The sequence below is a fragment of the Paenibacillus sp. JZ16 genome, from assembly GCF_015326965.1.
Classification (GTDB): domain Bacteria; phylum Bacillota; class Bacilli; order Paenibacillales; family Paenibacillaceae; genus Paenibacillus_AQ.
In genome coordinates, this window is record NZ_CP017659.1 from 3,274,546 (window position 1) to 3,288,497 (window position 13,952).

At 50.8% G+C, this 13,952-nt stretch carries 13 protein-coding genes and 1 pseudogene; 6 read left to right on the plus strand and 8 right to left on the minus strand.

From position 1 onward, the window contains the following. Positions 1–65 precede the first annotated feature (65 nt). A complete protein-coding gene (locus BJP58_RS14875; protein WP_194544519.1) occupies positions 66–950 on the minus strand; it encodes a LysR family transcriptional regulator in 885 nt (294 codons plus the stop codon). Between the two features lie 209 nt (positions 951–1,159). On the opposite strand from BJP58_RS14875, the gene BJP58_RS14880 reads away from it, so the two are divergent. Beyond that, positions 1,160–2,440, plus strand: coding sequence for an adenylosuccinate synthase (locus BJP58_RS14880; protein ID WP_194544520.1), 1,281 nt, complete (start codon positions 1,160–1,162; stop codon positions 2,438–2,440). Here the strand turns inward: BJP58_RS14880 and BJP58_RS14885 are convergent. Beyond that, positions 2,427–3,179 (minus strand): alpha/beta fold hydrolase, encoded by a 753-nt coding sequence (locus BJP58_RS14885; protein ID WP_194544521.1) that lies wholly within the window; start codon positions 3,177–3,179, stop codon positions 2,427–2,429. The two genes, BJP58_RS14880 and BJP58_RS14885, sit on opposite strands and share 14 nt — an antisense overlap. Before the next feature lie 147 nt (positions 3,180–3,326). On the opposite strand from BJP58_RS14885, the gene BJP58_RS14890 reads away from it, so the two are divergent. After that, complete coding sequence (locus BJP58_RS14890; RefSeq protein ID WP_194544522.1) at positions 3,327–4,268, plus strand: helix-turn-helix transcriptional regulator; 942 nt, start codon at positions 3,327–3,329, stop codon at positions 4,266–4,268. Positions 4,269–4,312: 44 nt separating this feature from the next. Next, positions 4,313–5,145, plus strand: a pseudogene (locus tag BJP58_RS14895) (nucleotidyltransferase domain-containing protein). Positions 5,146–5,156: 11 nt separating this feature from the next. Here BJP58_RS14895 and BJP58_RS14900 read toward each other — a convergent pair. Then, positions 5,157–5,930 carry an SDR family NAD(P)-dependent oxidoreductase gene (locus tag BJP58_RS14900; RefSeq protein ID WP_194544523.1) on the minus strand — a complete coding sequence of 258 codons (774 nt, stop codon included), beginning with the start codon at positions 5,928–5,930 and terminating at the stop codon, positions 5,157–5,159. A 94-nt stretch (positions 5,931–6,024) separates the two neighbouring features. Next, the gene (locus BJP58_RS14905; RefSeq protein WP_071222422.1) at positions 6,025–6,483 is read right to left on the minus strand and encodes a chemotaxis protein CheX; all 459 of its coding nucleotides are present in this window, start codon (positions 6,481–6,483) and stop codon (positions 6,025–6,027) included. Positions 6,484–6,901: 418 nt separating this feature from the next. Between BJP58_RS14905 and BJP58_RS14910 the strand changes: the two genes are divergently transcribed. Further along, positions 6,902–7,804 carry a LysR family transcriptional regulator gene (locus BJP58_RS14910; RefSeq protein ID WP_194544524.1) on the plus strand — a complete coding sequence of 301 codons (903 nt, stop codon included), beginning with the start codon at positions 6,902–6,904 and terminating at the stop codon, positions 7,802–7,804. Positions 7,805–7,857: 53 nt separating this feature from the next. Continuing rightward, positions 7,858–8,667 carry a histidinol-phosphatase gene (locus BJP58_RS14915; RefSeq protein ID WP_194544525.1) on the plus strand — a complete coding sequence of 270 codons (810 nt, stop codon included), beginning with the start codon at positions 7,858–7,860 and terminating at the stop codon, positions 8,665–8,667. A gap of 232 nt (positions 8,668–8,899) precedes the next feature. On the opposite strand, the gene BJP58_RS14920 is transcribed toward BJP58_RS14915, so the two are convergent. Continuing rightward, positions 8,900–9,808 (minus strand): metallophosphoesterase, encoded by a 909-nt coding sequence (locus BJP58_RS14920; protein ID WP_194544526.1) that lies wholly within the window; start codon positions 9,806–9,808, stop codon positions 8,900–8,902. Between the two features lie 96 nt (positions 9,809–9,904). On the opposite strand from BJP58_RS14920, the gene BJP58_RS14925 reads away from it, so the two are divergent. After that, on the plus strand, positions 9,905–11,284 hold the full coding sequence (locus BJP58_RS14925; RefSeq protein ID WP_194544527.1) for an aldehyde dehydrogenase: 1,380 nt from the start codon (positions 9,905–9,907) through the stop codon (positions 11,282–11,284). A gap of 70 nt (positions 11,285–11,354) precedes the next feature. On the opposite strand, the gene BJP58_RS14930 is transcribed toward BJP58_RS14925, so the two are convergent. The 3 genes from BJP58_RS14930 to sdhB form a co-directional block, all read right to left on the minus strand. Further along, entirely contained in the window at positions 11,355–12,041 is a 687-nt protein-coding gene (locus tag BJP58_RS14930) for a potassium channel family protein (protein WP_194544528.1), read from the minus strand. 220 nt (positions 12,042–12,261) lie between these two features. Then, positions 12,262–13,062 (minus strand): AAC(3) family N-acetyltransferase, encoded by an 801-nt coding sequence (locus tag BJP58_RS14935; protein ID WP_194544529.1) that lies wholly within the window; start codon positions 13,060–13,062, stop codon positions 12,262–12,264. A 115-nt stretch (positions 13,063–13,177) separates the two neighbouring features. Further along, positions 13,178–13,942, minus strand: a complete 765-nt coding sequence (gene sdhB / locus BJP58_RS14940; protein WP_194544530.1) for a succinate dehydrogenase iron-sulfur subunit — start codon at positions 13,940–13,942, stop codon at positions 13,178–13,180. Positions 13,943–13,952 lie beyond the last annotated feature (10 nt).

Genomic DNA, 13,952 nt, shown 5'->3' on the forward strand with positions numbered 1-13,952 from the left:
AACATCCTAAACGGCAGTGAACAGCACTTCGAATATGGCATTCGAATAGCTCGTCACCGACCTGTCTAAGGCAAAAGAGAAAGAAATGACTTGGCGGCAGCAGATAGCGGTATACCTTGAAGCGTTGCAATTCCTATGCTGCGCTCGGGAATCGGCGGATGGAGCGGCACCTCGATCAGCTGTCCTCCCTGCAATTCCTCGTTAGCATAGTCGCGAATGACAAAAGCCAGTCCAAAGCCGCTCCGGGCAAACTGTACCAGCAGCTCAATGCTGCCAAGCTCGAACTCGGGTTTCAGCGTCACTCCCTGCCTCTTTGCATATTGATCGACATAGTTTCTTGTGCTCCCGCCCCTCTCCAGCATAAGCAGCGGGTAGTTCCCGATATCGCGAAGGGACAAGGGGTGCTGTAACTGTGCCCGCTCCACAAATGATTTCCCGGCAACTAAACAATCATGGATCGGCGAACTGGCACGAAAATCGATTTGTTTATCGGAGGCCGGTAAATGAACGATGCCAAAATCAATCTTCCCTTCCTTGAGAAGGGACAGCGTTTCCGGGGTTGTGCGGTTGGAGATGCGGATGCGTATATCCGGATAGGTGGCGTGGAAATACTCCAAATGCGGCAGCAAATAATATTTGCACAACGTATCGCTTGCTCCAATATTAATTTCGCCGCTATGCAAGTTATGCATGTCCGCAATCGCCTTTTCGCCGATCTCGATAAAGCTGAAGGCCTGCTCGATATAGCGAAACAGCACATCACCCTCCGACGTGAGTTTAACCCCCTTGGTTGTCCGAAAGAACAGCGGTCCTCCGATCGTTCCCTCCAAATGCTTAATGGTATGGCTGACGGCCGGCTGGGTGATATGCAGATGCTCCGCTGCCCGCGATAAACTGCCAAGCCGGGCGGTCCAATAAAAGACACGATACCACTCCATATTGATTTCCATTATGATTACCTCGATTTTATCCTATGATAACGGGAACCCTTATCGAAAGATCAGCTTAGAATTCACCCGTTATCCGTATTCTTCTCTACAGAATCGTATAACATAAATGAAACTAATGTCTACTATTACTAATATCAATTTTATTTATGATGATGCAACTCATATAATGAGCCCTGTAAAAGAAAAAGACCGTAGGAGGCGAACATGCTTTGACAGTTACAGCCATAGTAGGAGCCAATTGGGGAGATGAAGGCAAAGGAAAAATGACGGATGTTCTTGCGGCGCAATCGTCGTATGTCGTCCGATTTCAGGGAGGGAGCAATGCAGGACATACCATTATTAACGATTATGGGAAGTTTTCGCTGCATATGCTGCCGTCAGGTGTATTCTATCCAAACGTAACGAATATCATCGGTCCGGGAACCGCTTTGGATATGGAGGTATTGATCAAGGAGCTGCAGGAGCTGGAAGCAAGGAACGTCCCCGCCCCCAAACTGTTTATATCGGAGCGCGCACAAGTCGTGCTTCCTATTCATCGGTTGCTGGATGAACTGGAAGAAGAACGGCTCGGTGCCCGGGGATTCGGTTCTACGAAACGCGGGATCGCGCCATTTTATGCTGATAAATATGCAAAGCTGGGCATTCAGGTAGCTGATCTGTTCCATCCCCAGCGACTTCGTGAACGGCTCGAGCAGATGCTTGCCATCAAGAACGTGCAGCTGCAGCATCTGTATGGGAGAGAGCCGCTAAACGTTGATGAGATGACCAAGCAACTGCTGGAGTCCTTCCGGCTCCTGTCTCCATATATCGAGGATACCACCACGATGCTGCAGCAAGCTTATATGAAAGGCGACCCTATTCTCGTGGAGGGCCAATTAGGGGCACTGCGGGACCCGGATCACGGGATTTACCCGTTCTCCACCTCCTCCTCCACGCTGGCAGGCTATGCACCGGTCGGAGCTGGTCTGCCGCCGTACGCCATCAGCCAAGTCATTGCTGTAGTTAAGGCTTATTCAAGCTGTGTCGGCGCCGGCCCGTTCGTGACCGAACTGCATGGGGATGAAGCGGATGAGCTCCGCCGCCGTGGCGGCGATGCAGGCGAATACGGCGCAACGACCGGCCGGCCAAGACGAATGGGATGGTTTGATACGGTGGCCACCCGTTACGGCTGCATGGTGCAGGGAGCTACCGAAGCCGTTCTCACCAACCTTGACGTCCTGGGGTACCTGGATGACATCCCCGTATGCGTTGGCTACGAATTAGAGGACGGAAGCATCATTGACCATTTTCCGGTAACGGCCGATCTCCAGTCTGCAAAGCCTGTTCTGAGAACACTGAAGGGCTGGAAATGCGACCTGTCGCATATCCGATCCTTTGACGAGCTCCCGGAAGCCGCGCAGCGATATGTGCAGTTCATTGAATCGTCCATTGGCGTTCCTATCAAGACGATATCCGTCGGCCCGAGACGGGATCAGATTATGATGAGATAACCGGGTGACGGCCTTCGTTCACTTGATTTGCGAAGCCATCCAGTATCCGCTGGACTCCACGGGGATCGCTCAGCATTGGCAAATGGCCGGTGCTGAGACTTTCCACCCCATCTGCAGACAGATTGGCTATCATGCTATCCTGTGTGGATAATCCGAACTCTTTGTCTTGGGTGAGCTTCACATAAAGCTTTGGCACATCGGGAATAGACGCTTGAACGCGATCCGTATAGACTCTGCGGGATTCCGGAACAAACTCCGCTGCGATTCGGGAAGCCTGCTCCTCCGGCAGATCACTGCACAGACCATGACGGATTGCGGATTCAGGCGGCTTCGTGCCAGCCGTTTTCAGGATGATCGGCATGATGGCCCTCAGAGGAAACGGAAGCACCGAAACAAATGAACCTCCGCGCTTAGGAATAGCCGCACCGATGGCTACAAAACCGGCAACACGGCCTGTGAACCTGGAGGCCAGCTCCATAGCCAATACCCCGCCCAGGGAATGAGCCACAATGACAAACTTGTTCGTCCCCCACGTTCTCACCTGCTCCGCCATATGGTTTACGTAATCCTCCAGCCCCAAATGATGTCCGGAAATCACATTCCGATCCCGCAAGGGGTATTCCACTTTCAAATACGGATGACCCAGCCCTTCCACAACGTAATCCCATACTCCTCCGTTCAATCCTGCTCCGTGTATAAAAACAAATCCCAGCTCTTCTTTAGTCATGTCTTGTTTCATTCTATATTCTCCTCCCTTAATGGACCCTGCTCCAAGGATTCTGCGTGAACCCTTGCTTCTTGAGAACATCTTATTCTTTAAATAAGACAAATATTGTCTTATTTAAAGAATAAGATAAAATAAATGATATGAGACGGAGGTATTCCTATGCAGAAATCCCAGCGCCTGATTCAATTAATGATGATGATCAATGCAAAAAAATCGTTTACGGTAAAAGAGCTGGCCGATGAATTCGGGCTCTCCGTCAGGACCCTTTCAAGAGATTTGGATGAGCTGAGCGGGCTCGGCGTTCCCATCTACTCTGTGCAGGGCCGAGGGGGCGGATACAGATTGCTGCAGGAGCGGATGCTGCCGCCGATCAGTTTCACGGAAAGCGAGGCGACCGCCATCTTTTTTGCGTGCCAATCCTTAAGCTATTTCAGCACGCTGCCGTTCGGTGACGGAGCCGCCACGGCCCTCCACAAGTTCTATCATTATTTGCCGGCAGATACCAAGGAGCAGATCGACCGTCTTAAGGATCGCGTTATGATCCACAGTCCATTCCGTGCGATGTCCAGCGAGATTTTACATACGCTAATGGAGGCCATCATGGTTCGGCAAGTGGTCACCATCTCCTATCGTTCATCCACAGGAAGCAGTCAGCGGCATATTCAGCCTATCGGCTTGTATGCAAGCTCGGGCTACTGGTATTGTCCGGCCTACTGTTTTACTCAAGAGGATATCAGACAGTTCAGAGTCGACCGGATCATTGCTGCCAGCCTCAATGAGTCCATAACGATCCGTGAAGATATCGCCAGCCAAACGCTGCGTGACATACCGGAAACCGGGGATGGGGAAATGAAGCCGTTTGAGGTACAATTAACTTCCAAAGGGGTTTGGCTGCTTGAAACGGATACTCGCCTCGGCCCCCATATCCATAAGAACAAGGATGGCAGCGGAATTATTCAGCTTGAAATACCAGCGGCCGACATCTTCTTCTATTCGGACTATGTGTGGCGTCTCGGAGAGGATGCTACCATCATCTCCCCAGCTGAAGCCGTCCAATGGACCCGCGAGAAAATTGAATCCATGAGGCTAAGGTATACATAAGGGTAGATCAATTCCGTATAAAACATTTAAGGAGGGGAACATGCATGAGTGCAGAAGTTGATTCTTTGATCCAGCGGATAACGGAAGAACTTCGGGAGGTGCCCGGCGTTACAGGGATCGTACTCGGGGGTCCAGAGCCAAAGGAACCGCCAAACCGGATTCCGATATCGATATCGGCATTTATTACGATGAATCACAAGGATTCAAGGTAGAGAACATCGCTAAGGTGGCGAAGAAATTAGATGACGAGCATCGGGAGGGGATTATCACTTCATTGGGTGAATGGGGCGCCTGGGTTAACGGGGGCGGATGGTTAATGATCGAGGGCTATCATGTGGATTTCTTATTCCGTGATGTACGCCGCGTGTCCGGCATCATCGACGACTGTTCCGCAGGCACGGTATCCGCGCATTACCAAACCGGACATCCGCATGCTTATCTCAATGTGATGTATATGGGGGAAATCGCGATTTGCCGCATACTGTGGGATTCGGATAACCGAATACAGACGCTGAAAGCCAAAACGGTTCCTTATCCAAAAGCATTAAAGGATGCAATCGTTGGCTTCTTTACCTTCGAAGCATCCTTCTCCTTGATGTTTGCGGATAAAACAGCTGCCAGCGATGATATCAGCTATGTAACCGGCCACTGCTTCCGCTGCATTTCGAGCTTGAATCAAGTGCTGTTTGCCAAAAACGAGTCGTACTGCATCAATGAGAAGCGTGCGGTGGCCATGATCGAAACCTTTCCCATCAAGCCAACCAATTACAAGCAGCGCGTGGACCAAGTAATCACACTGCTCTCATCAGATGCAGAAAAAACAAAACAAGCCACTGCGCTGCTTCAGGAGCTTGTTGCCGAAACGGAAGCGTTGTAGCGCCGCAGCCGTTATTTCTTATTCATCCATTTGTAAGACACGCGATCTGCAAACCTCGGAAACAGCTGATACAGCCTTATGCCCAGTGAGGCCAGCCTCGGAAGATTGAGTTCTTCCTTGCGCTTTCTCACCAGCTTCACGACCTGATCCGCAACATATTCGGCCTTCATCATAAACCAGCCCACATTTTGGACATAACCGCCTGTCGGATCGGCCAAGGAAAAAAACGGGGTATCGATGGGGCCGGGGTTTACAGTAGACACGGTTATGCCTGTGTTCCTCAGCTCCTGCCGGAGTGAATTGCTGAACCCAAGCACGGCATGCTTCGTGGCCGAATAGGCGGTGGATTTGGCCGTTCCGATTTTTCCGGCCATGGATGCAATGTTTACGATATGGCCGTCACCCCGCTCCAGCATCCCCGGCAGCACGGCTTGCGTACAGCGCACGATGCCCATATAATTGACGTCCATCATGTCCTGAAACTCTTCTTGGCGCATGTCCATAACGGCTTCGAACTTGCCATAGCCGGCATTGTTTATCAGCACGTCGATTCTGCCATGGCGAAGAAGAAGACCCTCCATGACAGATTGCACCTGCTCTGGGCTTTGAACATCCATGGTTGCAAGCTCATGGGGGCCCGGCATTCGCGCACCCACCTCCTGCAGACGTTCTACCGAACGGGCGCACAGCACCACATATGCTCCTTCTGCAGAAAGCTTCTCCGCGATCAAAGCGCCGATTCCGCTGGATGCTCCCGTTACGACGACAACTTTATTTTTTAACATGATTTCATTATCCCTTTCTTCGCCGGCACAGCTCATGATTCCTCCTTATTTACAGAGACTTGCATGCACGGCTATTGGGTTCATTACTCCTATTTTATGAAATCATGACTTGAATATCCAGCTCCCCGATTCCTTCCATTCTCAGCGGAATACAAAGGGCTTTCTTCTGAATAAGACTTGACGTGCTATCCGATTTCATTACCTTGGGAGGCGTAATATCCACGCTGACGCCCTGGTTCGATAAAATGGTGCTGGCATTGCCGCTTATCATGTTTCCGAGCTCTGAAATCGCGCTTTGCCCCATCTCATCCATCTCGGTAATGACATAGCCGCCCATCATCACCGATACCATCTGCAGAGCTACCTGCTCCTGAATTCCAAATACAATGTCACCGTTCATTTGGCCTGTCATGCCAATTTGGATCCAGATATGATTCTCCAAATATCCGATCTCTTTGACCCCAAGATTCCCCGTGGAAGGTGAAACCTGTATGACTTGTTCGATCACGTGTCGTGCGGACTCTAAAAAAGGATTGATGACTTCCGCTTTCATTCCTCATTACGCCCCTTTCACTGGGTTGTTGGTCAGGGTCCCAAAGTCCCACCTATATATTTAAACATTATAATGGATACCTTGTAATAAATCATCACAAAATAGCGACAGCCCTCATTCCAACAACTGTATTTCCATGTCAGCTATCGCTTGAAACGCTTTAGTACGAAGATATTCCTTTCGCTTAAACGGGCCTTTGGTCTCACCTTTTTTCTATGTCTACTTTACTATTATCGGAAGGTTTCCCCATCTTTTAATAATAATTAAATGGAAATTAAAATGTTTTTCATTTTTTCGGCCGAAAACAATCAGGTTTGCTCCCTTCGTTGCTCCACCGGGAAGAATAACCTATAATTTAAATAATACAGATTGCACGCGATAGATGAGCGGAAGAATATATCAAGTAAGGAGGAAGGCTATGAACATCAGCCAATTGGAAACGCTTATTACCATCTCCAAAACGATGAGCTTTCGCAAAGCGGGAGAACTTCTTAATCTGACACAACCGGCGGTATCCGCCCAGATCAAGAGCCTGGAAGAAGAATTTAAAACGGTGCTGGTGGACCGGAGCCAGCCCGTAACGTTAACCGACCGGGGACAGGTCTTCGTGGACCATGCCGAACAAATCCTCGGGATCGTCGATGAGCTGAAGCAGCGGCTATCCGACCTTGATCAAACTCCCCAGGGTCATATTCAGCTGGGTACAACCACTTCCATAGCGATTCAGATCCTGCCACGGGTACTTTCCTACTTTCAGGATCAATTCCCTCATATTAAAACAACCATTCAATCCATGGCTTCTTCGCAAATCTACCACAGCGTGGAGAACGGGCTCATCGACATCGGGATCGGTTATCTGATCGAGCGCAATCCCAACTTAAGCACATCCATTCTGTACTACGATACCTTTGAGCTTGTCGTATCCCCTCAGCATCCGCTAGCCAAACTCTCCACGGCAAGCATGGATGTGCTCGGCGGAATCCCCCTTATTCTGCTAACGCGCGATACCGTTGGCCGCCGCTTCGCAGACGACGTAATGAAGAAGCACGGCATTGAGCCGCAGGTTGTCATGGAACTGTCAAGCAGCGAAGAAATTAAACGGATGGTCGAGATCAATTTGGGCGCAGCGATTATATCGAAGCAGTCCGTCGCGACGGAGCTGCGCAACGGCACCCTGCAGATTGTTCCCCTGAGCGAGCTTGAAGTCAGCCACCCTGTCGGCGTAATCTATAAGAGCGGACGATACGTCAGCTCCGCTATGCGTCAATTCCTCAGTGACCTGAAAGGCATGCCCGAAACACAGTTCATCAGCAGCGAATAACGCCGCATCAAACCTAGAATAATAACCAATCAAGCGTTATAAAGGAGGTCAATATGAAATTTGATCTGCACACCCACCATTTCCGCTGCGGTCACGCAGACGGCAACATTCGAGATTATATCGAGGCCGCGATTGCGGCAGATTTACAGGTGATTGGAATCTCGGATCACACACCATACTTCGGAAGTCCGGAGGAACACCCCTTCCCGACCACCACCATGGCAAAAGCCGACTTTGCCGGGTACGTACAAGAAGTTTTGGACTTAAAGCGGGAATATGAAGGTAAAATCAAGGTCTTGCTGGGCATTGAATCCGATTATTTTCCGAGCCACGCCCAGGTTTATCAGCAGGAGTTAGCGGCCTACCCTTTTGACTACATCATCGGCTCCATCCATCACGTCAGGGATATTAGCATCTTCAATAAAAACCGCTGGAAGAAACTTACGCCGGAGCAGCAGGTTGCCGATAAAGAGGAATATTTCAATCTGATCCGGCAATCCGCACGAAGCGGCATGTTCCAGATCATCGCCCATATGGACGCCATGAAAGGCTATTATCCGCTGTTCTCCGAAATCAAGGCCGATGAAGCCATCGAGGAAACGTTGAAAGTCATCGCGGAATCGGGCCTTGCCATCGAGATCAACACGTCCGGCAAAACCAAGCTGTGCGGCGGCTGGTATCCATCGAACGCCATCTTGGAGGTCGCGCACCATCACGGCGTTGACGTCACCTTCGGCTCCGACGCTCACAAGCCGTCAAGGGTTGGAGATGAATTTGACGAAGTCGCTAAAGTGCTCAAAGAAATCGGATACACGGAATGGGTATATTTCGAACAAAAGCAGAAGGTGACCGTACCTCTTTAATGGGGTACACCTCCTTCTGTTTTTTTGTATTTATATAGAAAGCACAACAAAATAGGCAAAAAAAGTGGACCCGTTACCGGGTCCAAAACATAATATATATTCTCAAAAGGGGGTCATGTGATAAGTTTAACCCGCGGCTGTTAGAGTTTGATAACAGGTATATTTCATTTGTGTAACAAATTCCAAGTGATCCTTTCATCTTGAAATGTTCAGATCACATATTTCAGTCCCATTATGTCATGGAGCGCAAGGTAAGCACCGTAAGCTCAGGTTTGCATAAGAAGCGAAAAGGAAGCTGCGTCGTGCCGATTCCCCTGTTTACATAGAGCAACATTCCTTGCGAACCGGTGGTATATAGTCCTTGCACATAGCGCTTTGCCCCGGGCGGCGTGATCACCTCGCCAATCCAGGGCAAACGGATCTGGCCCCCATGGCTGTGGCCCGACAGCTGGAGATGGAATGAATAGGCCGCAGTCGTATCTGCATAATCCGGCTCGTGCATTAAGAGCAGCTTGAACATCCCGTCGGGTAAATCTTGAATGGCCGCAGCCGGATCCGGCTGCCCCCAGAATACGTCGTCCAAACCTGCCACGGCGATGACGGCACCCTCCCGCCTCAGCTTCACGGCCGTGTTCCGCAGCACGTGAAATCCGGCCTCTTCCTCCAAAAAGATCAGAGTCTCCACGTCTTCGTAATCATGGTTACCCAATATGGAAAAAAGGCCGAGAGGAGCTTTCAGCTCGGTGAACGGTTGAATGGCAGCCCTCATATCCTCTGTATTGCCGTCCACCATATCCCCCGTGAAACAGATCATGTCCGGTTTCTCTTGTTGAATGGCTTGTACCAAGCGTGCCACATCTTTTGCCCCGGTATGAAAGCCCAGATGCAAATCGCTAAACTGAACGACCTTCATCCCGTCAAAGGGCTTGGGCAGTGAAGGAAGCGCCAAAGTCAGTCTTGTAATGTCCAGTTGATGAGGCTCCCATAACGATGCGTAAGCCCCGCCTGCAGCGCCAACGCCGACCACGGCGGAAACACCCATCTTCAGAAATTGGCGGCGCGACATCTTTGTCTGCATGACTTCTCGCTTTCCCCCTTCATGGGCTGTGCCATGGGAGGCTGCCGAGGATGGATTTCTCATAGATGGACATCCTCCTATATAATAATAAAGAGTACAGGTTTTATCGTCCTTATGGTTATTCATATACATAGAATAACAACAGAGAGGGGTTTACATATGATTGTTAACGATTCGATCGCAGCATTAGTTTCAGCTCAGCGGCGTTTTTTTCATAAAGACATCACCAAGGAAGTGGATTTCCGTCTGCAGCAGCTGACCAAGCTGCGCCAGGTTCTGATTGCCAGGGAAAACGATATTATGGAGGCCCTTCGCAAAGACTTGAACAAAAGTGAACAGGAGGCCTTCACGACGGAGATCGGCATTGTGTATAAGGAGCTTTCCTTCATCCTAAAGAATCTGAAGCGCTGGGCCAAGCCGCAGCGAGTCAAAACCGCATTGACGCATGTAGGCAGCAAGGGAATGGTCTACCCTGAGCCCTACGGTACGGTACTGATTATTGCTCCCTGGAATTATCCTTGGCAACTGGCCATCTCTCCGCTGATCGGAGCTTTGGCCGCCGGGAACACCGCGATTGTAAAGCCCTCCGAGCTGACGCCTAACGTATCCGGACTCATTACGTCCATCATCACGGAGACGTTTGACCCGCAATACGTGGCTTCAGTGGAGGGAGGACCCGAGGTAAGCACAAGCTTGCTGGAGCAGCCAATGGATTATATCTTTTTTACCGGCAGTACCCATGTCGGCAAAATCGTCATGCAAGCCGCCGCCAAGCAGTTGATCCCGGTGACGCTGGAGCTTGGAGGCAAAAGCCCCTGTATCGTCCACGAGGATGCCCCTCTGGCCCTGGCGGCAGCACGTATCGCATTTGGCAAATATACCAATGCCGGCCAAACCTGCGTCGCGCCTGATTATGTGCTCGTACACAGCAAGGTCAAGGAGAAGTTCATCGCGCACCTGAAAGACGCCATCACTTCGTTTTACGGCGAGAACCCTCTAACTAATCCCGACTATGGGCGCATTGTATCGGAGAAGCATTTTGAGCGGCTGTCCGGCTTTCTGAACAATGGAACCCTTCGCCATGGCGGGAACCGCTCTAAGGAGAACTTGCGCATCGAGCCCACCGTGCTGGACGATATCACTTGGGATATGCCGGTTATGGAAGAAGAGATTTTCGGCCCCCTGTGTCCGATCCTGACATATGAAGATGTACACGAAGCTGTCCAGGCGATTCATCACCGTCCCAAGCCGCTCGCCCTTTACTTGTTCACGGAGAATGAAGACGTTCAGGATTACGTGCTCTCCTCGGTTTCTTTTGGCGGGGGATGTGTCAACGATACGCTGATGCATCTGGCCACTCCCTTCCTTCCATTCGGGGGTGTCGGCGAGAGCGGGATGGGCGCCTACCACGGGGAACACAGCTTCCATACCTTCTCCCATAAGAAAAGCGTGCTCAAGCAGACCAACCGGTTCGATTTCAAATTCCGCTATCCTTCCAAGAACGGGCTCGGCATTCTGAAAAAGCTGATGAAGCCGTAGCTTTAACTAAGACCTTGCTCAATTGCCACTAGCACAAATAAAAAAGGCGCATCGTCAAAGATGCGCTTTTTTACATGGATGAATGCTTTCTTCGATGCGGCTTATTGGCCTTCGCCTTCTCTTCACTGCCAGCCACATCCAAGCCGTCATCGCCCGGTGTGAAAATCCGGCGCAGCGTTCCCAGCATGGACAGCGCATACGCAACGGTAATGAAACTGAAGGCAATCTCCAGCACTACGACAAGCCGGGACGTATTATCGATTGGGGCTACATCGCCATACCCGACCGTGACAAACGTCGCCATGCTGAAATACAGGAAGGTAATGAACTGGCTCAGCAAATCCTGGCCAAGGTTCTCGCCTTCGAAGGAAGTGCCTCCGAACAGCTTATAGATCGACATATACACCATCGTGAAAAACAAAATGCACATCCCCGCCGCCATGCTGATCCGGACCAAGGTTGTTTTCATATCAACATGCTGATGGACGGAGTCTGCAATCTTGTCGAATATATACAGCACATAGAAAATAACGGAGCATAATGAAAACAACAGGATTAGAGCGCGCATGCCGCCATCTCCGGGCACCACGTTCATCAGATCGATCCACCCAAGCAAATCTTCAACCGATACCAGGACATAAATGAGCAGTGGGGCAAGCAGCAAAGGCCTGCTGGACCACTTCTTGTCCATGCTGTAGAACAAATAAATCAACAGCAGGAAGCCCGTCAAATTGAGCAGCCACATCCACCATGACATTTTACAAGTCCCTCCTTTGGCTTGAGGTCTGAAGCTGCAGACCGTACCATTACACCTTTATTACCCTTGTAACGGTATTTATGCACCTGGAGGTCGCTGGTAGTTTCGCCTCTGCTCACTTTATACAACGTTCATGTCCGGCCGAGCCCGTATTAAAAAATAGCGCCAAAACACGCATGCGAGACGAACGAAAGCCGTCCAACTGCCTTGTCTTTAGCATCTAACGGTTCTTCACCAACCACTGTACGGCATGATCCACCATGGCCCGTTGTTCGGCCAATACGCAGTCTGCCTTTCCTACACGGCCGTGCTTATATGCACCGGTGCATTCCGCTTCAAACGAGGCTCCAATCGCTTCAAAATCGTCGGAGTGATAGTTGATATCCTGAAATGCCTCCCACTCTGTTATTCCCTGTACCCTGCGTACTGGCGCGTGGGCGGTAACCGCCTTCTTGCCTGCCCAATCCGCACGATATTCGCTTAAGTGGAAGGAAGTATTATTGCCATAGCCGCTGCCGAGCATAAGCACATAGGCCCCAGCTTTATATAAACGCGCCAGCGGAGAGGCTTCTCCCAAACCGTAATCCAGCGAATGGGGTTGCATAAGCGCCTCCGCTTCCCTGCCGCGTGCAGCAAACGAAACATGCGGGTGTAAGCTTCGGATGACCCCTTCTTGCTTGCGGAACACTTCCGGTATGATCCCCATCCCTGATGTGACGGTCAGAGCCGGATCATAGGGAGGCATGCCTTCGCGGATCAGATCCCACCATTTCGGGTCGGCCGGAGGATTCCCCCATGTCTTCGGATCGGTTAAGTTCGCAGACTGCGTCGGCATCACCAGTGTCCCTTCATCGCCCAGAATATCCTCCAGGGCCAGTATAACCGCCTCCGGACCGCCGACGATCCATCCGCCCAGGCTCTTGAGCGAGGAATGAACCAGCAGGGTCATTCCCTTCCTTACGCCCAGAGCAATCAGGTCATCGCTTATATCCTTTATCGTAATCGGTCTTTCAATGATCAAGTGACTCACCTCTATCTCAATATCCTAAAAAACACATAAATGATAGCACACAACAAAAAAGCGCCTGTACCGAAGCGATGCCCCGGTCAGACGCCCTGGTGTTGAACTTAACCGATTAAACGCTAAGCCAGCGCTTAAACAGGTGTTTGGTGGTATCCTTGTTCATTTCCGCAATCGACGTGGTCAGCGGAATGCCCTTCGGACAAGAACGCACGCAGTTCTGCGAGTTACCGCAGCCCTCGATGCCTCCGTCCTGCATCAGCGCTTCCAGACGCTCTTCCTTGTTCATCTCGCCTGTCGGGTGAGCATTGAACAAGCGAACTTGGGAAATGGCGGCAGGACCGATAAAGTCCGTTTTTTCGTTGACGTTCGGGCAAGCCTCAAGACATACACCGCATGTCATGCATTTGGACAGCTCGTAAGCCCACTGGCGCTTCTTCTCCGCCATTTTAGGTCCAGGGCCAAGGTCGTAGGTGCCATCGATCGGAATCCACGCCTTCACGCGCTTAAGCGCCGTGAACATGCGACTGCGGTCGATTACCAAGTCTCTGACAACCGGGAAAGTCTTCATCGGCTGAATTCGGATCGGCTGTTCCAGCTTATCGATCAGAGCCGCACACGCTTGGCGCGGCTTGCCGTTAATGACCATGGAGCAAGCTCCACACACTTCTTCAAGGCAGTTGGAGTCCCAGCATACAGGTGCGGTCGTTTGGCCCTGCGCATTTTGGGGATTGCGCTGAATTTCCATCAGCGCACTTATAACGTTCATGCCGGGACGGTACGGAATTTCGAATTCCTCAGTATAGGATTTCGTCTCCGGATTGTCCTGACGTGTAATGATAAACTTAACGCTCTTTGAGGCGGCTGTCGTTTGAGACATCGTAAATCCC